Consider the following 19,458-nt stretch of genomic DNA (forward strand, 5'->3'; position numbering starts at 1 on the left):
TTTTATTCTCCCTTAAGTAAATTATATGTAGTACACATTGGTTTATTTGTTCTTGGATCCAATCCAATTTCAGCATCTATTTGGAAGACATCTCGTAATACATCTTGTGTAATAACTTCCTCACAGGTACCTGCTTTCACAATTTGTCCAGCCTTAAGAGCAATAATATAGTCAGCAAAGCGGGCTGCTTGATTGAGATCATGTAAAACCATAACAATCGTGCGTTTTTCTTCTCGATTGAGTTTTTGTAGAAGTTCGAGCACTTCTAATTGATGAGCCATATCTAAATAAGTAGTTGGTTCATCTAAAAAAATGATCTCTGTTTCTTGGGCAAGAGCCATTGCAATCCAAACACGCTGGCGTTGTCCTCCTGATAGTGAATCTACAGGATAGTATTTGAAATCAAGTGTTCCGGTTACTTCGAGAGCCCACTCAATCATTTCATAATCTTTTGTCGTGAGACGTCCAAAACCAGTTTGATAAGGAAAACGTCCATAAGAAACAAGCTCACCAACTGTAAGACCTGCTGCACTCTCTGGTGTTTGTGGCAAGATTGCCATTTTTTTTGCAAGTTGTTTCGTATTTTGTTTTGTAACACTCTTCCCATCTAATAAGATGGAGCCAGACTGATGAGAAATTATTCGAGTAATAGCTTTTAAAAGAGTAGATTTTCCACATCCGTTCGGGCCAATAATGGTTGTAATCTGTTGATCAGGTATTTGAACAGATAGTTCTTTCACTATTAAACGTTCTCCGTAACCAATAGATAAATCATCTGTGCATAAGCGAACCATGTTGAACCTCCAAACTTTATTATTGCATTAATAAGTGATAACGATTATCATTATCGCATAAGTAACTATATTTTAATAAAAGATTAATGTCAATATATATATTTTAGGAGACTAAAAAATGAATGAAATAATGGACGTAACGATTATTGGCGGAGGACCAGCTGGATTATATGCAGCTTTCTATAGCGGATTACGGGAATTGAAAACAAAAATTATTGAGTTTCAACCTCACTTAGGCGGAAAAATACATGTATATCCAGAGAAAATGATTTGGGATGTTGGAGGGCAACCGCCTATTTCAGGGGAGCGATTAATTGGTCAGTTAGTACAACAAGGATTAACTTTTGATCCAGAGGTAGTGTTAAATGAGAAAGTCGAGTCTGTTACAAGAGATGATCAGCAAATTTTCTGCTTGAAAACCGCATCTGGACAAATGCATTTTTCCAAAACGATTATTCTTGCAATTGGTGGGGGAATTCTGAATCCATTGAAGCTTAATATTGAAGGTGCAGAGCGTTTTGAATTAAGTAACTTAAATTACACCGTGAAATCTATTCAACGATTTAAGGATAAAACGGTTATTATTTCAGGTGGAGGAAATGCTGCGATTGACTGGGCAAATGAGCTGGAACCTATTGCTAAAAAAGTGTACGTCACATATCGAAAAGATGCATTAAATGGTCATGAAGCGCAAGTGACGCAGTTGTTAGATAGTTCTGCCACATGTTTTTTTAATACATCTATTTCCAAATTAATTGCTTCTAAGAGCCATGATAAAATTGAGAGAGTTGCCTTAACAAATCATGAAACTGGGGAAGTGTCCTTTTTAAAAATAGATGAAGTCATTATTAATCACGGATATGAAAGAGACGCAGAGCTTCTGAGTAATAGTACGGTCCAAATCGCCACTAAAGATGATTATTATGTGGACGGTACGTGCTTGAGTGAGTCATCAGTGGCAGGTATTTATGCGGCGGGTGATATTTTGGCTCATCCTGGTAAGCTGCATCTGATAGCAGGAACATTTCAAGATGCTGCAAATGCAGTAAACAAAGCAAAACAATTTATTCAACCAGATGCAAGTGAAATAGCAATGGTTTCTTCCCATAATGAAATCTTTAAAGAAAGAAACAAAAAAATGATAAAAGAACTTATAAAATAAGCGATGTTATATTTTACTGTTGTTTCTTAGCATATAATTTGCGGAAAAATCCGCCCAGAGTCCCGCGAATAGCAAGCAGATTCTACGAAATAACAACAATATAATTTAACAGAGCCGTAAAATGAGAAAAGCTGAGCAATTCGCTCAGCTTTTTTTACCATTTAGCTTTATGCTCTTCAATACATCCGAGTAGCTGTTGAATATGAAGTGTTGGCCCATTTTCTAACTGAATGTTCCCGTTGTAATACCCCATCATTTGATGGACTTCTGAGGTCACAAGTTTTGCATCCGTTTTGGCAATACGATGGAAGAAGGGGGTGAAGGTTAAGTTCACGTCCTTTGAAAATTTAGTTTTTATTTTCCAAGGCTGCATAAAATCATTTGTATTATAAGTAAACAATAAGTCCTCATGAATTTTTGTTAGTTTGCCGTCTACAATAATGGCATTCTCAGTCATACCCGTACCATCTGTCCATTTGCCACCAAAGTTTAATCCAATTCTCCTAGATCCTACCCGCTGAGAAGCAAACCCCCAATTCCATGTAGCTTTACGTGGCCAAACCCCTCTACCGTAATCGAGTACAGAGAAATTATCCTCTGCTTGGAAAGTGTAGCGAGCATCTCCTACTTTTACAAATCCAGTAGTAGGTAATAAATGATGCTTCGCTGTAAATTGAAATTGAGTGCGGTTCCAAGGGATTACAACATTCAACGATTCATCTTCTGGTGGATGCGAAATATGTAAGTCCGCATGTAATAGGTCGCCATCAAAGTCAGGTATTGTCACGGTCATATGTGTTTCATTTTGAATATATAAAAGTTGAATAGACATTTCTTTTGAATGAAACTGAATGCTCTCTAATACGTTGGAAGCCATTTTTATTTTATTCCCTAAGGGAATCGTAATCGTTTTTTCTACATATCTCTGCGTTTCATAATTTAAAAAGTATACATAACAAACAGCTGCAAAATCTAAATGACTAATTGTTGCAGAAAAGAGGATTTCATCTCCAAATACACACCAGTAATTCCACTTTTTCTTCCGCATATAGTGACCTTTCAAGTTACTTTGGATGAGTGGTTTTTTTGCATATCCAATCGCTTTTGGATTCAAATTTCCTTTTTCATCACATAGCAAAGTCGCTACTGTAATTTCTTTCTCTGCATGCTGCCGCATTAGCCATCTTCCTTTCTTTAAAGTAGAATTCTTCGATGTAAAATTATTTTATTTAGATTAATACTAGCATATTATTTCACGCAAAACATATAAACAAAATAGAAGGAGGTGGAAAATTGGCAACAACGTATAACCGAGAAGCTGCGGTAGCCTATGCACAAAAATGGTGGAATAGCAATAATCCGAAGTTTCCTGTATTTGATGACGATTGTACAAATTATATTTCTCAATGTTTGTTTGCAGGTGGTGCTCCTATGCGAGGTCAACCTAATAGAATGAAGGGGTGGTGGTTAGGGAATAATACGTGGAGCCTTAGCTGGAGCACTCCTCATTCATTACGGTGGTACTTTGCAGGTTCCACAATTGGATTACAAGGAACGCAGGTAGACTCGCCAACTAAACTTCTTTTAGGAGATCTTATTTTTTATGATTTTGAAGGAGATGGGAGATACGATCATTCTACAATTGTAACAAGTATTCAAGATGGCATGCCCTATGTAAACGCACACACAAACAATAGTAAAGATAGGTTTTGGAATTATATGGACTCCTATGCACATACACCAAATACGAAGTATGTATTTATCCATGTTAAGGATCATTTTTAATGGGAAATAAGTGAGTTAATTTCATAAATAGCACTTTGTTATTAAAATACGAACATTTATCACTTTGTTGATTGAAACGGCAGGCGGCGACTCCAGCGGGATGAGTGAGACAGATAAGCCATCACAAACGACGCGTAAGCGGCGTTGATGGCTTATCGCTCACCCCGCGGAAAGCGTCCGCCTATAGCGGAAATCAACTATTTTTAGTTTCCTTTAGTATTGTTCGTGTTTTTTCATGTAATTTGGAATTATGAAATTGATTCAAGCGAAAAACAAAAAGGGTAACTAAAAATTTTCTTAGTTACCCTTTTTCAATAGAAAAGAAAGTATAAACATTTCTACATAGTAGCTTGCATTTGTCTCATTTATGGCAAGTACCAAAGGACTGCAATTGTTTCTTCCCCTGCATGAACTGCTAAAGAGGTGCTAATTTCTCCAATAACTAATTCGACATTAGGTGCTTGAAGTAAAATAGCTTCTTTCAAACTTTCTGCTTGTTCTAGAGCATTCGCATGCATAATGTATACTGTTTTTGTTTCTTCTTGTTGTACGGATTCAACAACTTTATTAATTAAATACTGTATTGCCTTTTTATAAGACCTTACTTTATCAAGCTCTTGTAGTTCGCCTTTATTATTAATTTGAATAATTGGCTTGATTTTCAATAAACTACCTAAGTAAAACTGTGCACTACTTAATCTTCCGCCTTTATAAAGCTGCGTTAAGTTGCCAATTAGAATGAAATTTCGAAATTTAGTTGCTTCTGTTCTTAACTGAGCTGCAATTTCTTCAAATGATAAGCCTTGCTCTTGCAAATGGAGTCCTTTTACAACTAGTCCTGTTATGCCAGCTGATAAAGAAAGGGAATCGACACATTCTACTTGTACTTGAGCTATCTGAGCACCGCTTTGTGAAGAAGATATCGTTCCACTTAAACTATTAGAAACATGGACAGCAATAATAGATTCGTATTCCGTACTAAGCTTCGTATAAAGCTCCGCAAATTCACCAGCAGATGGTTGAGAAGTTTTGACTGAATCAGAACCATTTCGAATACGATCATAAAGCTGTTCAGGAGTTAGGTCAACGCCATCAACAAACTGCTCATGACCAAAGTGAATATTAAGGGGAATGACATAAACATCCGGATGATTTTTTAAAAGGGTATTTACATATGCACTACTATCTACTACCCAAGCAATTTTTTTCATAATCATTCTGAACATCCTATCTAATTTATTATTTAATTTATAATAATTATAGCATAGTAGTGTTTCATTTTATTCCTCAAATGTTATGGAATGGATAATAGTTATCGTTATTTTTTCCACCAACGTTCATCCCAAGATTCAACTATATCAAATCGATGGCGAATGAGAATAATGATAACAGCAAGTGAAAGAGGCCATGCACTCCAAAAAGTAGGAATTACCCAACATAAAATAGCGTATGCACTAAACGCGATAATCATACTTAAGGTAGCACTTCTTAATATAGCAATGAAAAAGATGAAAATAGCCGCCATAATCCCAAATAACGATGGATTAAAGAGAAGTGCGACCCCAACAAAAGTAGCAATTCCTTTTCCACCTTTCCATTTTAACCAAAAAGGATACAAGTGCCCTACAATAACCCAAAATCCACCAGTTGCAATAATTACAGCGGGAAAACTATAATAAAAGCCAATGAATAGAACGAAAACTCCTTTTAGTGCATCACCTAAAAAGGTTAATAAAAACGCAGATTTTCCAAGGACAGCGCCCGCGTTTCTAGCACCTAAATTTCCACTGCGCATTTTACGTAAGTCTGTTTTTTTCCATTTGCCAATCCACCAAGCGGTTAGGAAAGTGCCAATAAAGTAACTAAAAAACCAGTATAGAAGCATTCGATCACCTCCAAATATGTGTATGAATAATAAGCGAGTTAACACAACTTGAACCATATATTTATTATTTGCTTCTTGTAAAGCGCATCCAGTTGAATGGCAGTTGTGATAAATGGAGAAGCTAAAATTGGCACAAGAATGTTTTACTGGTAAGATAACCTAGATACCTAGTAATAGTATTAATTATTCTTTACATAATATATGTATTAATTTTAGCATGTAATCGAAAACGGCATGCAGCTTTAGTTAATTTTTCAACAAATATTTTTCTTATGCTACTACGGAAAGTCATAAGTTTATTAAGAACCACTTGTATCAAGCATTCTATGCATCCAAGGGTAATGGAAAAAACCAGGTTACTTATTGTGAAGGTTGTCCCTCTTTTAATGTACGGAATAAATTGGTATGATGTTAGTAATTATGAATGAAGAAAAAAGGGAGTTATCATAACATGATAGAGCAATCATTAACTGTTCGCGACGCAATTATTCAAAGAAGATCGATTAAAGCATTTAATGGCCAACCAGTGGAAAGAGAATTATTACTGTCCATTATGGAAGATTCTTTCTGGGCTGCCAATCATCAATTAAGAGAGCCTTGGCGTTTTGTTATCGCTTGTGGAAAAGAAAATTCAGAATTGCATGAGCTATTGAGAGAATTCGCACTGCCCAAATGGAGAGAATTATCTGAAGATGACCTAGAGAAGCAAATGAAGAAATTTACGAATCCTGGCGGGTACATATTTGTCATTGTGCCAGAGGATCCGCGTCAAAAAGAACGCTTAGAGGACTTTGGAGCAGCAAGTATGCTTATCCAAAACATCCAGTTACTTGCCTGGGATCGTGGGATTGGATCATGCTGGAAAACACCTGCATTTTTAGATAATCCTAAATTCCGTGAAGCTCTTGGTGTACAACAAGGAGAACGTATTATTAGTATGCTTCAAGTTGGTTATTTTGATGAAATGCCAAAACCAAAACCTCGTAAAAGTGTCGAGCAACTAGTGACTATATTTGGAGAATAAGAATAAGTAAGTGGCTATCTCTTGGAGAGATAGCCACTTTTTATGATAAATTCTATTGAGATTATTTTCTTTTATTAGTTATAAAATGGCTTAGCGAGACCAATTCATAGAGAATCGCAACCAACTTACTCCTAACCGAGATCAAAAACTACTGAAACGAGACCAATTTCCTTACGACCGAGACCAATTCTCATAGTATAGAGATAAATCAATGGTAGATAGCCCTAGTAGTACATAAAAAAACACATGGATTGTATGAATACCCATGTGTTTTAGTTACATTATTTTTTTAAGTCTTCCTTAGAAAGTTCGGCAAGTTCATAGTAGTAATCGCCGATTACACGCAATCCTTGATCAAAGTTTTCTAAGTGGAAATGCTCGTTAGGTGCATGGAAGTTTTCTGTAGATAATCCGAAGCCCATTAACACTACCGGCAATCCAAGGATCTCATCAAATGCTGCAACGATTGGAATAGATCCGCCACCGCGCGTATATGCAGTTGGTACATTATATACTTTTTCATAGCTACGACCAGCTGCTTGAATAGCAGGGTGGTCAAATGGTGTGATGAACGGTTTTCCTTTATCGAATTCAGTTAAAGTTACCGTGACGCCAACTGGTTTATTCTTTTCGATATGTGCTCTTAGTTTAGCGACAATTTCATCTGGGTCTTGGTCTGGTACTAAACGACAAGTGATTTTTGCTCCGGCTTCACTTGGTAAAACAGTTTTAATACCTTCTCCAGAGAATCCTCCGAATACACCATTAATTTCTAAAGTTGGGCGGACCCAAGTGCGTTCTAAATGTGTATAGCCTTTTTCACCGAATAGTTCGTCCACGCCGACTTCTTTTTTCAACTCTTCCTCATCAAAACCAAGTGCAGCGTATGCTTGCTTCTCTTCTTCTAATAAAGGGCGGACATTGTCATAGAATCCTTCTACTTCAATCGTACCCTCTGCATCGCGGAAAGAATCTAAAATGGAAACGAGTGCATGAATCGAGTTTTGAACCCCTCCACCATAAAGACCAGAGTGAAGGTCACCTTTTGCACCTTTTACATCAATTTGTACGCCGCAAAGGCCACGTAAGCCGTAGCAAACTGCTGGTTGGCCAGGACCTTGCATACCTGTATCCGAAATGATGATAACATCTGCTGCAAGTTTTTCTTTATTATTTTCAATATATTCTTCTAAATTAGGACTGCCTACTTCTTCTTCGCCTTCAATTAAAAGCTTCACATTAACAGGTAGGGACCCCCCTGTTTGAAGAAGAGCTTCTATAGCTTTCACATGCATAAATACTTGCCCTTTGTCATCACTAGCACCACGAGCATATAATTTATTATCGCGAACTTGTGGTTCAAAAGGTTCTGTTTCCCAAAGGTTTAACGGATCCACTGGTTGAACGTCATAATGTCCGTAAATAAGCATGGTTGGTTTGCCCTCAGCATGAAGCCAGTCAGCATATACAACAGGGTGGCCGCTAGTTTTATCCACCATTACGTTTTCTAAACCAGCTCTTGTTAAGGATTCAGCTAACCATTGTGCGCCTTTTTGCATATCATCTTTATGTTCAGATAAAGATGAAATACTTGGGATGCGAAGAAACTGTTTTAATTCTTCTAGATGTTCTTCTCTTTTTTCTGTGAAGTATTTGTCTAATGTAGGTAATTGGCCCACTAGGATCCCTCTTTTCTAATAATTTCGTGTTTGGAAATAGTATAGCATAAGTTTTATGACAACTAAAATCACAGTATGCTATAGTTATAAGAAGAGATATTGCACGAATTTATTTTAGGAGGATACAAAATTGTACATAGAATTTGTACTTTTAGCCGTTTCTGTACTCGCTTCGTTTTTCTTATCGGGTAGTGAAACTGCATTAATGACAGTAAATAGGACGAAGGTTCAGCTAAGAGCGGAGCAAGGGGACAAAGCTGCTGAAAAATTACTTGCTCAGCTAGTGAAGCCGGACCGAATGATTATAACCATATTGGTAGGGAATACGATTGCAAATATTACAATGACTTTACTAGTAATATTAATTGCAGAGCATTACAAATGGCATATTGGCTTGTCCGTTGTCATATTAGCAGCTTTTATTATTTTATTTTGCGAAGTTTTGCCGAAAACAATTTCCGCAACATTTTCAGAAAGAATTGTCTATTTAGTAGCACCACTTGTTCGTTTGCTTATTGGAATTATGCGTCCATTAACATTTTTCATCGCTGGATTAACGAATATGCTTATTCGAGTTGGCTCGAAGGGTGCTGTAAAAGAAACAATGATTACGAAAGAAGAGCTTCTTTCTATGGTAGATCTTGCTTCCACGGATGGTACATTTGAAGATGAGGAATCAGAGCGTATTAAAGGTATTCTCGACTTCCCAAACAAAGATGTATCGGACGTTTTATCAACACATCGTACAGAAGTTGTTGGTATTCCAGTAGATGCTACGTATGAAGAAGTGCGGGATACCATTCTCGAGCATTTTTACACAAGGTATCCAGTGTATGACGATAGTCTGGATACGATTGTCGGGATGTTTTATTCGAAGAAATTAATCGAATGGTCCATGACTCCAACGTTTAAATTAGAAACAATTATTGATAAAGATCCATTGTTTGTTGTTCAAACACTAAGTGTGGAGAAAGTCTTTAAACTAATGCTTACGCACAAAAAACATATGGCCATTGTGTTAGATGAATACGGTGGAACACTTGGGATTGTGACGCATGAAGATTTAATCGAGGAAATGATTGGGCAAGAAATTGAAGATGAAACAGATGACAATGAAGAAATATTAGTGCATGAAATGACGGAAATTCGCTTAATTTGCGCAGGTCGTTTAGAAATTGAAGAAGTCAACCAATTGTTTAATATATCTATTATTAATGAAAATGAAACAATCGGTGGATTTGTCTTAGAACAGCTAGGGCACGTTCCAGAAGAAAATGAGCAGTTCACTTACGAGAACCTATTGATCGAAGTAAATGAAATGGATCGTAGTCGAATTGTAAAATTGACGATTACGAAAAACGAAGAACGTATTAATAACGAAGCGCAAGAGGAGTAATACTTCCTCTTGCGTTTTTTCTTTCTTACACGTTTGTAATTTTTCTGAAAGAGAATACGATAGAGGGTAAGGTTTAGGTTTGGCATTATAGAAATATAAAGTTTAGCCGACCGGGGGAATAAAACATGCAAGTTAAAATTGAAGATATTTATGAAGAGTATAATCGATATATATATTACTTATGTTTAAAGCTAACTAAAAATCAAGTAGAAGCAGAAGACTTAATGCAAGAGGTATGGATGAAAGTGGTACGATATGAATCCTATATGAAAGAGGTTGAACATGTAAAAGCATGGTTAACAACAATTTGTATGAATACATTTCGTGATCGATACCGTAAACAAGTAAGACGTAGTAAGTATGTGGCGCATCAACCAGAGCAATTGGATGTTTCTTTATTGGATTTAATTGCTGCAGATGTGTTAACTGTAGAAGAGCAACTAGAGAAAGAAGATGTAGGTGAAATTATTCGCTCGAAAGTTGCGGAATTAGATGGCATTTATCAAAAGACAGTGATGTATTTCTATGTTCACCAATATTCATTAGTGGAAATTGCCGAAGTGATGAAAGTTTCCATTGGGACAGTGAAATCAAGATTATTCAGAGCAAAACAACGCTTAAAGGAATTAATTATGAATGATGAGCTAGCAATGGATTCCTTAATTTTAGTGTAAAAAGAAAGAGTTAACCAACAAATAATTGTTGGATGGCTCTTTTTTATTTTGGGCGTAAAGTCAGCATTCACTCAAAGAGCCAACTCTTTACTTTGAGAAATGGTCTCGGTTTAGGGCAAATAGGTTGCGGTTTACAGGGAATTGGTCTCTGTTCGAAGACGATTGGTCTCGGTTACTGATGAATTGGTATCGTTAAGCCATTTCGTAACTAATAAAAGAAAATAATTACAGTGAGTAGAGCATACTCTCAAAGAGGCAACTCTTTACTTTGAGAGATGGTCTCGGTTCGAAGACGTTTGGTCTCGTTCAGGAATTTATAATAAAAAAAAGCCCCTCGCAACTGAGCAGGGGGCTGACATACGTCTTATTCAATTACTTCTTTTCCAGTAGAGAACCATTCTTCTACATTCCATACTTTTGTTACTAAGCCTTCATAGAATTCAGGCTCATGACTTACAAGTACGATCGTGCCTTTGAATTCTTTCATCGCACGTTTTAACTCTTCTTTTGCATGTATATCTAAGTGGTTAGTCGGTTCATCAAAGATTAACCAGTTACTTTCTTCCATCATTAATTTACATAGGCGTACTTTAGCTTGCTCACCACCACTTAAACTAGAAAGTGGACGGGAGATATGCTCACTTTTCAAACCAGTACGAGCTAATGCACCACGAACCTGGTTTTGCTCCATGCTTGGGTATGTTTCCCAAATCGATTCGATTGGTGTGATATTTCCTGCTTTTACTTCTTGTTCAAAGTAAGAAGGGTATAAGAAATCCCCACGTATTACTTTTCCGCCAAGTGGAGGAATTTTACCAAGCATCGTTTTAAGTAATGTTGATTTACCAATACCATTCATCCCAACAAGTGCAATTTTTTCACCGCGTTCGATAGTAAATGTTAATGGTGGAAGCAATGCTTTATCATAACCGATTTCTAAATGGTCTGCTTCTACAACGTAGCGACCTGAGCTTCGAGATTCCTTGAAGCTAAATTCAGGTTTCGCTGCTGTTTCAGGGCGATCAATGCGTTCGATTCGGTCTAGTTGTTTTTGACGAGATTTTGCTCGTCCAGTCGTAGAATATCGTGCTTTATTTTTGGCAATAAAGTCTTCTTGCTTTTTAATAAAGTCTTGTTGCTTTTCATATGCATCGATATGCTGTCTTTTATTTAACTCGGCAAGCTCTAAAAACTTATCATATGATGCTGTATAGCGAGTTAATTTAGAGAATTCTAGGTGGAAGATAACATCTACAATTCCATTCATAAATTCTGTATCATGCGAGATTAATAAAAATGCATGTGGATAGTTTTTCAGATAGTTAGATAGCCAGTTTACATGCTCTTCGTCTAAATAGTTAGTAGGCTCATCTAGTAACAGAACTTTGGGCTTTTCTAATAATAGTTTTGCTAGAAGAACTTTTGTACGTTGTCCTCCTGAAAGTGCTTCTACGGGACGATCTAAACCGATTGCATCTAGCCCAAGACCACGCGCAACCTCTTCCACTTTCATATCAAGCGAATAAAAGTCACCAGCATCTAACGTATCTTGAATATCAGCCATTTGCTCCAGTAATACTTCTAATTCTTCCGGAGTTGCATCGGCCATTTTTGCAATAATATCATTTAATTCTGCCTCTTTTTTATAAAGAGGTAAAAATGCATCTCGAAGCGTATCAAACATCGAGCGTCCTTGCTGCAGACGAGTATGCTGATCTAAATATCCATAATGTGTTCCAGGTAGCCATTCTACACGACCTTCATCATAAATAATCTCACCAGTTAGAATGTTCATCAATGTCGATTTACCAACACCATTTGCTCCTACAAGTCCAACATGCTCCCCCTCAACTAAGCGGAAAGAAACCTCTTTAAAAAGCGTACGATCTCCGAATGTGTGTCCCAAATTTTCTACGTTTAATAAGCTCATCTATTATTTCCTCCAAAAAGAAAGCTCTACGGCTTATATTAATTCCGCGAGCTGTTTGTTTAGTTCTGCAAGGGCTTCTTCCATTTTGGCTAGTCTACGTTCAGCATTTTCTACTTGAGTGGGATGGCCATTGGATTCAAGTTTTTCCATGTCATCTTGTAATCGAATATAGTCCATTTTTAACTCAGCAATTTCCGCTTGTAGCTGTTGTTTTGTCATGAATGTTCACCTTCAGCTTTTTGCATTCATTGTAGCATAAAATCTTTCCTAGTGTGCGATTTCTTCTTCCTCTTTTTTATTCGCTATCGTTTGTTCGATAAGTTCTACTACTGTAGAAAGATTAGAGCTAAAGTCGAAGTGTTTTTGTTTATGCTTATAAGCATTTCTTCGATTTTCATGTAAAATAATCTCCATTACGGCATTTTGTAAGTATGATTGTTTAATTTTTCTCCCTAACCCTAGATTGGCAAAGCCATTCATCTCCGTTGCAAATGCGTAGTTAACTTCTTCCTCGTGTGCACAAAGAATAATGCAAGGAATTTGAAGTTGTACAATTAGGAAGGGCATATAAGTTCCGGAAGTAATGACGATATCACTAGTAGGGATAATAGATTCAGGTTCACCCGTTGAAATAACTTGAATGGATTTACGAGTAAGTGCAAATCTTTTAAGCTCGTTTATATCATGTTTGTAGTGTTCATCTACTAAAACACTAATACGCAAAGGTATATGCAATTGTACGAGATGTCTCAAAGTTCGGTAAGTTAAATTTTCTGGGTCTTCATGTGGGTAGAATACAACGATATGCGGTGTATCATGTGACGTGTGATTATTTGTAAATACAATTTTATGAGCTGGAATATATCCGATAGTATCGTATATATAATGCTCTTTTGAAAGATCTTTTGGATTTTCATATAATGTTTGGAAAACAAGATCGGCTAACATTCCGCCATCTCCATGATCGTCGAAATGGATCAGCGGACAATTGATTGTTTTTAAGCGACGAATTAAATCTTTTTCCGAATTACCGCTATCATGAATAATACAATTCGGGTTAAATAATTTTATTTCTTCTAGTAAATGTGCATTATTTCTAAATAAAGTTGGTTTGATTTGTTCTTTTTCTAAATATTGAATGAGGCTTGTATTTGAGCTGGGCACAAAAATTTTGTATTCTTCCATTTTCAACGCTGGGAGAAGCGTTTTTGCTCGGGCGGCAGGATATAGTCCACGATGTGGAAATGTGTTTAATAGATAGGCTATTTTCAATTTCATCATCTTCCTTTCCAAAGATATCTTTTTATTGTATGGAAACGGACAGGTGTATATGACAATAGGAAAATTGGCATTTGACCTCGAGCTGACGGAACCTAGTTACTAGACAGTAACTTTATAGAAGAGTTGTATTATCTTATTCTTTAACAAAAGTGGTAGGAGGAGACTAAGAGGAATGCCGTTTAAGTTCGAGACATTCGTTACAATTACAATTATTTTCTACGATTAGGGAGGCATGGATATGGTAAGGCGAACTGCGATAGTAGTTGGTGCAACAGGATTTACAGGGCAGTATTTAGTGAAACAATTATGTGAAAGTGAAGAGTACGCAGCTATATCGGTTATTGCGAGAAGAGATATTACATATACGCATAAAAAACTAGATGTGAAAATAAGAGATTTCGATAAGTTAGAAGAGAACGATTTAGAAATTGCGGATGATTTATTCTGCTGTTTAGGAACGACCATGAAAAAAGCAAAAACGAAAGAAAACTTTGAAAAAGTCGATTTAGAATATCCTCTACAAATAGCTTCCTTAGCTAAAAAACGTGGGATTCCCAATTTTCATGTCATTTCAGCAGTCGGTTCGAATGAAAATTCACCTTTTTTCTATAGCCGTGTAAAAGGAAGAATGGAGCAGGAGCTTATCGCGTTAAAGCTACCTTATTTATCTATATTCCGTCCCTCCCTATTAACAGGAAATCGAGGGGAATTTCGATTGGCGGAACGACTATCAGAAGGCGTTTTTAAGTTAATAAATCCTATTTTAGTAGGCCCATTCAAAAGAATGCGCTCGATGGAGGGAAAACAACTTGCATTTGCCATGTATCATTATGCGGTCCATGGAAGGAAAAATAAACTCAATCTGTATAAATCGATAGATATTTTAAATGTAAAACCGAGTGTTGTAAACGAGGAGATACCGATTCCAAGAGAAGAGCTATTTAATTGGGAGAAACGGAAAGATATTTTTGTAGACAAAGATAAAAAAAGCGATAAAGATGAAGTGTCCTAACAATTGCCGTTACTGATATAGATGCATATAATGCATTAATCTGTTTATATATTTTTCAAGGACGAGATGGACATTAATGAGTAGTAAATTTCTCAGCCTTAAGGATGAACTTTGTCAAACAGACATTTTTTTTCTTAAATATAGCTGCTTTTTTGATACAATAAGGAACGGATAAAGGAGGTTCTGTTAGATGAAAATTTTACTTGTAGACGGAACAATTATCGGCACAAAAACAGGTGTCATATTAGAAAAAGTGAAAGACTATATAGAAGAAATTAATAAAGAGCATACTTTGGAAATAATTAAGCTTGCTAATTATGAGCATCAATTTGTAGATGGCCGACCATTTCAACAATATAATGATGATATGAAATTGCTCGTGAGTAAGTTCGATCAAGCAGATGGCTTTATTATTGCGACGCCAATCTTCCAAGGATCTATTCCTGGTGTATTAAAAAACACGTTCGACTTTTTACATCCTAAATCAATGCGATACAAACCAGTGTCCATCGTTGCAAATGGTGGAACATATCAGCATCACCTAGTAATCGAAAATCAGCTGAAACCTATTTTAGACTACTTCAGATGCCTAGTGACACCAAACTATGTGTACACACATTCTAGCCATTTCGATCAAAATAATATAATAGTAGACGAAGACGTACATAATCGTCTTCGAGAATTAGCACGTGTCTTTGTACAATACGCAGAAATGAGCAAAACGCTTAGCAAAGAACCGATCGATACGCACTAATTATTTAATAGAAGGATGTCCCCATAAAATGTGGAGACATCCTTTTTTCTTTATTTAAAAGGCGCTGTTATATTTTACTGTTGTTTTTTAGCATAGAATCTGCGCAGACTCCTGCAGGAAAGCCGGAAGTCTTGGCACAACCTAGTAACAAGAAAGTCGAAGTAACAAATATCCAGAATAACAACCGAGATCAATTTACTCCAATTCACAAATAGCACAGTTTACGGAATAATTAATTCCCTATATAGTAGTAGTATTTGAGAATTCGTTTGTGTTGGAGGGCTTCACTTGGTTTCTACTGTATTAGCAATCGTAATATTCGTTATCACACTTGCACTTGTTATTTTACAGCCGAGAAATTTATCGATCGGGTGGTCAGCGTGTGGGGGAGCGGTCATTGCACTATTAGTTGGGGTAGTTGATTTTCAAGATGTGCTCGATGTAACGAGCATAGTGTGGAATGCAACTCTCGCGTTTATTGGAATCATTATTATTTCCCTAATTTTAGATGAAATTGGATTGTTCGAATGGTCCGCACTTCATGTGGCGCGCGCTGCAAAAGGCAATGGTGTTCGCATGTTTATCTATGTATCGATTTTAGGAGCAATGGTGGCAGCATTGTTTGCCAATGATGGCGCAGCACTCATTTTGACGCCAATTGTACTTGCGATGGTTCGTAATTTGAATTTCAGTGAAAAAATGGTGTTTCCGTTTATCATGGCGAGTGGTTTTATTGCGGATACAACTTCGCTGCCATTCATCGTTAGTAACTTGGTAAATATCGTATCAGCCGATTTTTTTGAAATTGGATTTGTCGAGTACGCTTCACGAATGATTGTGCCAAATCTTTTTTCATTAGTTGCAAGTATTCTCGTGTTGTTTTTATTTTTCCGTAAAAGTATTCCGAAAAAATATGATACCGCAAATTTAAAACGTCCAATGGATGCCATAAAGGACATGAAATTGTTCAAGCTTTCTTGGTTCGTGTTAGGTCTTTTACTCGTGGGATACTTCTCCAGTGAATTTATCGGTATACCTGTATCGTTTGTCGTGGGCATTATCGCGTTATTCTTTTTACGGATGACAAGAGATAGTCCGACTATTCAATCGGCAAAGATTGTGAAAGGTGCCCCTTGGAATATTGTGTTTTTCTCTATTGGAATGTATGTAGTAGTATACGGTCTTCAAAATGTGGGACTTACATCTGTTTTGGCTGATATTATTCAAGCTGCGTCGGATCGTGGACTGTTCGTAGGGACAATCTCTATGGGCTTTATCGCAGCCATCCTATCTTCTGTCATGAACAACTTGCCGACTGTGATGATTGATGCACTTGCCATAGCGGAGACAACTACAACAGGGGCGATGCGTGAAGCATTAATTTATGCGAATGTCATCGGATCTGATTTAGGACCGAAAATTACACCAATTGGTTCTCTTGCAACATTATTGTGGTTGCATGTCTTATCCCATAAAGGGGTCAAAGTGTCGTGGGGGACTTACTTTAAAGTAGGGATAGTATTGACGATCCCGACGTTATTCATCACGTTAGTTGGTCTGTATGTTTGGTTGTTAATTATTTCGTAATAAATAGTTGATTTTCAAATGTAAGCTTTGCGAAAGAACGTATTTTATTCGAGAGGAAGCCGTTGTTATACGAGAGCTACCGGCATCGCAACGAGAGCGCTCATCTCAAAAAAGGGTAATCACAACATCAAAAAAAGAGTGACGCTAAAGCCGTAATAAACGGTTTTAGCGTCACTCTTTTATTATTCCAAATTCAACTTCTTCAGAGCTTCTGCTAATGCGTTATTCATAGGCTCTTCTTCTTGATCTTGTTTTTTTAGATATTTTTGAACATCGCGTTTATCTGCTTTTCCGCCAGAATCCGTTTTACGTCGTTTGTTGAAGGCGGATAGTTTTTCACGATATCCACATTTACAAGTGAAAATTTGTCCTTCTCCTTCACCACGAAGCTCTAGCTTTTTCTTACATTGCGGACAGCGAGCGTTTGTCACTCTTGCGACATTTTTACGGTGACCACATTCACGGTCTTGGCATACGAGCATTTTCCCTTTTTTGCCGTTCACTTCAAGCATCGGCTTGCCGCAATCAGGACAGCTTTTCGTTGAAATATTATCATGTTTAAATTTCTTATCACTGTTTTTTACATCATGGACGATTGTTTTTGTATAAGTTTTCATTTCGTTAATAAACACATTTTTGTTCAGCTTGCCTTTTGCAATTGCTTCTAGTTTTTGCTCCCATTCCGCAGTAAGAGCAGGGGTCTTCAAATCTGCCGGAACTAAATCAAGCAACTGTTTCCCTTTGGATGTCAGGTAAATGTCTTTCCCTTTCTTCTCCATAAGGAATGAATTAAAGAGCTTCTCAATAATGTCTGCTCTTGTAGCAACTGTACCTAAGCCACCCGTTTTATCAAGTGTTTTGGCTAATTCTTTATCTTGTGTACCCATGTATTTTGCTGGGCTTTCCATTGCTGTAAGTAAAGTACCTTCATTGAATCTGGCAGGTGCTTTTGTTTGACCCGAAGTTTCTGTCACTAATCTAATAGATAATTTATCGCCTTTTGTAATACGAGGAAGTATTTGTTCCTTCATATCTTCCGCGTTTTCGTCCTCTTCAAAACGATTTTCATATACTTCCTTCCAACCGGATGAAAGAATTGTTTTACCCTTGGCTACAAAAGTTTCCGTTCCAATAGAAGCCTTCACTGTAATTTGCTCATATTCAAATGGAGGGAACAATACTGCTAAAAATCGTTTGATAACTAAATCATAAACTTTGCGTTCTTTATCATTGAAGTTTGCTTGATTAACAATTTCTTCTGTTGGAATGATTGCGTGATGATCGGAAACTTTACTATCATCTACAAAGGATTTAGTTACTTTAATAGGCTTTTGTAATACTTTATTCGCAAGCTGTCTGTACTGACCAATTCCACAGGCTTTTAAGCGCTCTGGAAGTGTTTCTACAATATCGCTTGAAATGTATCTGGAATCTGTACGAGGATAGGTTAAAACCTTGTGTTGCTCATACAATTTTTGCATAATGCTAAGTGTTTCTTTAGCGGAGTAGCCAAATATTTTATTTGCATCCCGTTGTAATTCCGTTAAATCGTAAAGCTGTGGAGCGAAGCTTTTCTTTTGTTTTTTATCAACATCTACAATTGTGCCTTGTTTTTTATCTACATTTGCAAGTAGCTGTTGGACTTTTTCTTTAGAGAAAGTTCTAGAATCGTTTGTTTGGCCGTCAATCCATGTTAGTTTTAAATTTTGGTCCGTATGTGCTTCTAATCCGTAATACGTTTTTGGTTTAAAATTACGTATTTCATCTTCTCTTTGCGCAATAATAGCAACAGTAGGGGTCTGCACACGCCCACATGACAGCTGAGCATTAAATTTACTAGTAAGTGCTCTTGTTGCATTTAATCCGATATACCAGTCTGCTTCAGAACGTGCAACTGCTGCATGATATAGGTTTTCATAAGCCTTACCTGGTTTTAAATTTTGAAAGCCTTCCTTAATCGCTTTGTCTGTAATAGAGGAAATCCAAAGACGTTTTACTGGCTTATTTACCTTTGCTTTTTCAATAATCCATCTAGCAACTAATTCACCTTCACGGCCTGCGTCAGTTGCGATGATAATGTCACTCACATCCGTGCGCAGTAACTGACTTTTGACAGCGTTATATTGCTTACTCGTTTGCTTAATCACAACAAGCTTTAAGTCATTTGGAAGCATTGGTAAATCATCTAGATTCCAGGTTTTATACTTTGTATCATATACTTCAGGATCAGCTAGTGTAACAAGATGTCCTAGTGCCCATGTGACAATAAATTTGTCACCTTCTAAAAAGCCATTCCCTTTTTTATGACAATTTAATACTCGTGCGATATCACGAGCTACGGAAGGTTTTTCTGCAATTACTACACTTTTCTTCATGTTAAAACATCCTTTCCACGGAAACCATTGAGATTAAATATAGCATAAATCGTAGTGTTTTGTAGAAAGACATGTAGCCAAATTAAAAAGAAAGCTGCCCGACCATCGGATATAAACGAG

At 36.8% G+C, this 19,458-nt stretch carries 17 protein-coding genes; 8 read left to right on the forward strand and 9 right to left on the reverse strand.

The annotated features are described in order from the left end of the window. Positions 1 to 2 precede the first annotated feature (2 nt). A complete protein-coding gene (locus MHB48_RS02780) occupies positions 3 to 794 on the reverse strand; it encodes an ABC transporter ATP-binding protein (protein WP_342600047.1) in 792 nt (263 codons plus the stop codon). A gap of 118 nt (positions 795 to 912) precedes the next feature. Here MHB48_RS02780 and MHB48_RS02785 point away from each other — a divergent pair, with 118 nt between their 5' ends. After that, positions 913 to 1,956 carry an NAD(P)/FAD-dependent oxidoreductase gene (locus MHB48_RS02785; protein ID WP_342600048.1) on the forward strand — a complete coding sequence of 348 codons (1,044 nt, stop codon included), beginning with the start codon at positions 913 to 915 and terminating at the stop codon, positions 1,954 to 1,956. Positions 1,957 to 2,110: 154 nt separating this feature from the next. Here MHB48_RS02785 and MHB48_RS02790 read toward each other — a convergent pair whose 3' ends face one another. Further along, positions 2,111 to 3,133 (reverse strand): DUF2804 domain-containing protein, encoded by a 1,023-nt coding sequence (locus tag MHB48_RS02790; RefSeq protein WP_342600049.1) that lies wholly within the window; start codon positions 3,131 to 3,133, stop codon positions 2,111 to 2,113. 116 nt (positions 3,134 to 3,249) lie between these two features. Between MHB48_RS02790 and MHB48_RS02795 the strand changes: the two genes are divergently transcribed. After that, positions 3,250 to 3,741, forward strand: coding sequence for an amidase domain-containing protein (locus tag MHB48_RS02795; RefSeq protein ID WP_342600050.1), 492 nt, complete (start codon positions 3,250 to 3,252; stop codon positions 3,739 to 3,741). Between the two features lie 365 nt (positions 3,742 to 4,106). Here MHB48_RS02795 and MHB48_RS02800 read toward each other — a convergent pair whose 3' ends face one another. Together MHB48_RS02800 and MHB48_RS02805 are read right to left on the reverse strand one after the other, a co-directional pair. Further along, positions 4,107 to 4,958 (reverse strand): DegV family protein, encoded by an 852-nt coding sequence (locus tag MHB48_RS02800; protein ID WP_342600051.1) that lies wholly within the window; start codon positions 4,956 to 4,958, stop codon positions 4,107 to 4,109. A 101-nt stretch (positions 4,959 to 5,059) separates the two neighbouring features. Then, entirely contained in the window at positions 5,060 to 5,626 is a 567-nt protein-coding gene (locus tag MHB48_RS02805) for a glycerol-3-phosphate acyltransferase (protein WP_342600052.1), read from the reverse strand. A 451-nt stretch (positions 5,627 to 6,077) separates the two neighbouring features. On the opposite strand from MHB48_RS02805, the gene MHB48_RS02810 reads away from it, so the two are divergent. After that, entirely contained in the window at positions 6,078 to 6,650 is a 573-nt protein-coding gene (locus tag MHB48_RS02810; RefSeq protein ID WP_342600053.1) for a nitroreductase, read from the forward strand. 281 nt (positions 6,651 to 6,931) lie between these two features. Here the strand turns inward: MHB48_RS02810 and MHB48_RS02815 are convergent, their stop codons facing one another. After that, on the reverse strand, positions 6,932 to 8,329 hold the full coding sequence (locus MHB48_RS02815) for a dipeptidase (protein ID WP_342600054.1): 1,398 nt from the start codon (positions 8,327 to 8,329) through the stop codon (positions 6,932 to 6,934). Between the two features lie 130 nt (positions 8,330 to 8,459). Here MHB48_RS02815 and MHB48_RS02820 point away from each other — a divergent pair, with 130 nt between their 5' ends. After that, complete coding sequence (locus MHB48_RS02820; RefSeq protein ID WP_342600055.1) at positions 8,460 to 9,725, forward strand: hemolysin family protein; 1,266 nt, start codon at positions 8,460 to 8,462, stop codon at positions 9,723 to 9,725. A gap of 125 nt (positions 9,726 to 9,850) precedes the next feature. Continuing rightward, on the forward strand, positions 9,851 to 10,399 hold the full coding sequence (locus MHB48_RS02825) for an RNA polymerase sigma factor (protein ID WP_342600056.1): 549 nt from the start codon (positions 9,851 to 9,853) through the stop codon (positions 10,397 to 10,399). A gap of 364 nt (positions 10,400 to 10,763) precedes the next feature. Here the strand turns inward: MHB48_RS02825 and MHB48_RS02830 are convergent, their stop codons facing one another. The 3 genes from MHB48_RS02830 to MHB48_RS02840 are packed head-to-tail and all read right to left on the reverse strand — an operon-like array spanning position 10,764 to position 13,610. Then, the gene (locus MHB48_RS02830) at positions 10,764 to 12,329 is read right to left on the reverse strand and encodes an ABC-F family ATP-binding cassette domain-containing protein (RefSeq protein ID WP_342600057.1); all 1,566 of its coding nucleotides are present in this window, start codon (positions 12,327 to 12,329) and stop codon (positions 10,764 to 10,766) included. Positions 12,330 to 12,362: 33 nt separating this feature from the next. After that, positions 12,363 to 12,548, reverse strand: coding sequence for an SE1832 family protein (locus MHB48_RS02835; protein ID WP_340917643.1), 186 nt, complete (start codon positions 12,546 to 12,548; stop codon positions 12,363 to 12,365). Positions 12,549 to 12,596: 48 nt separating this feature from the next. After that, positions 12,597 to 13,610, reverse strand: coding sequence for a hypothetical protein (locus tag MHB48_RS02840; RefSeq protein WP_342600058.1), 1,014 nt, complete (start codon positions 13,608 to 13,610; stop codon positions 12,597 to 12,599). Between the two features lie 238 nt (positions 13,611 to 13,848). On the opposite strand from MHB48_RS02840, the gene MHB48_RS02845 reads away from it, so the two are divergent. The 3 genes from MHB48_RS02845 (at position 13,849) to MHB48_RS02855 (ending at position 16,963) form a co-directional block, all read left to right on the forward strand. Then, on the forward strand, positions 13,849 to 14,622 hold the full coding sequence (locus tag MHB48_RS02845) for an NAD(P)H-binding protein (RefSeq protein WP_342600059.1): 774 nt from the start codon (positions 13,849 to 13,851) through the stop codon (positions 14,620 to 14,622). Between the two features lie 190 nt (positions 14,623 to 14,812). Beyond that, complete coding sequence (locus MHB48_RS02850) at positions 14,813 to 15,376, forward strand: NADPH-dependent FMN reductase (protein WP_342600060.1); 564 nt, start codon at positions 14,813 to 14,815, stop codon at positions 15,374 to 15,376. A 288-nt stretch (positions 15,377 to 15,664) separates the two neighbouring features. Next, a complete protein-coding gene (locus MHB48_RS02855; RefSeq protein WP_342600061.1) occupies positions 15,665 to 16,963 on the forward strand; it encodes an arsenic transporter in 1,299 nt (432 codons plus the stop codon). A 182-nt stretch (positions 16,964 to 17,145) separates the two neighbouring features. On the opposite strand, the gene MHB48_RS02860 is transcribed toward MHB48_RS02855, so the two are convergent. Then, positions 17,146 to 19,338 carry a DNA topoisomerase III gene (locus tag MHB48_RS02860; RefSeq protein ID WP_342600062.1) on the reverse strand — a complete coding sequence of 731 codons (2,193 nt, stop codon included), beginning with the start codon at positions 19,336 to 19,338 and terminating at the stop codon, positions 17,146 to 17,148. Positions 19,339 to 19,458 lie beyond the last annotated feature (120 nt).

It is taken from the genome of Psychrobacillus sp. FSL H8-0483 (assembly GCF_038637725.1).
In the GTDB taxonomy this organism is placed as follows: Bacteria; Bacillota; Bacilli; order Bacillales_A; family Planococcaceae; genus Psychrobacillus.

Coding starts and splice junctions, on each gene's coding strand:
- MHB48_RS02790 (WP_342600049.1), bottom strand. CDS start 3,133: ATGCGGCAGCATGCAGAGAAAGAAATTACAGTAGCGACTTTGCTATGT.
- MHB48_RS02850 (WP_342600060.1), top strand. CDS start 14,813: ATGAAAATTTTACTTGTAGACGGAACAATTATCGGCACAAAAACAGGT.
- MHB48_RS02840 (WP_342600058.1), bottom strand. CDS start 13,610: ATGATGAAATTGAAAATAGCCTATCTATTAAACACATTTCCACATCGT.
- MHB48_RS02805 (WP_342600052.1), bottom strand. CDS start 5,626: ATGCTTCTATACTGGTTTTTTAGTTACTTTATTGGCACTTTCCTAACC.
- MHB48_RS02845 (WP_342600059.1), top strand. CDS start 13,849: ATGGTAAGGCGAACTGCGATAGTAGTTGGTGCAACAGGATTTACAGGG.
- MHB48_RS02825 (WP_342600056.1), top strand. CDS start 9,851: ATGCAAGTTAAAATTGAAGATATTTATGAAGAGTATAATCGATATATA.
- MHB48_RS02830 (WP_342600057.1), bottom strand. CDS start 12,329: ATGAGCTTATTAAACGTAGAAAATTTGGGACACACATTCGGAGATCGT.
- MHB48_RS02835 (WP_340917643.1), bottom strand. CDS start 12,548: ATGACAAAACAACAGCTACAAGCGGAAATTGCTGAGTTAAAAATGGAC.
- MHB48_RS02785 (WP_342600048.1), top strand. CDS start 913: ATGAATGAAATAATGGACGTAACGATTATTGGCGGAGGACCAGCTGGA.
- MHB48_RS02810 (WP_342600053.1), top strand. CDS start 6,078: ATGATAGAGCAATCATTAACTGTTCGCGACGCAATTATTCAAAGAAGA.
- MHB48_RS02800 (WP_342600051.1), bottom strand. CDS start 4,958: ATGATTATGAAAAAAATTGCTTGGGTAGTAGATAGTAGTGCATATGTA.
- MHB48_RS02780 (WP_342600047.1), bottom strand. CDS start 794: ATGGTTCGCTTATGCACAGATGATTTATCTATTGGTTACGGAGAACGT.
- MHB48_RS02860 (WP_342600062.1), bottom strand. CDS start 19,338: ATGAAGAAAAGTGTAGTAATTGCAGAAAAACCTTCCGTAGCTCGTGAT.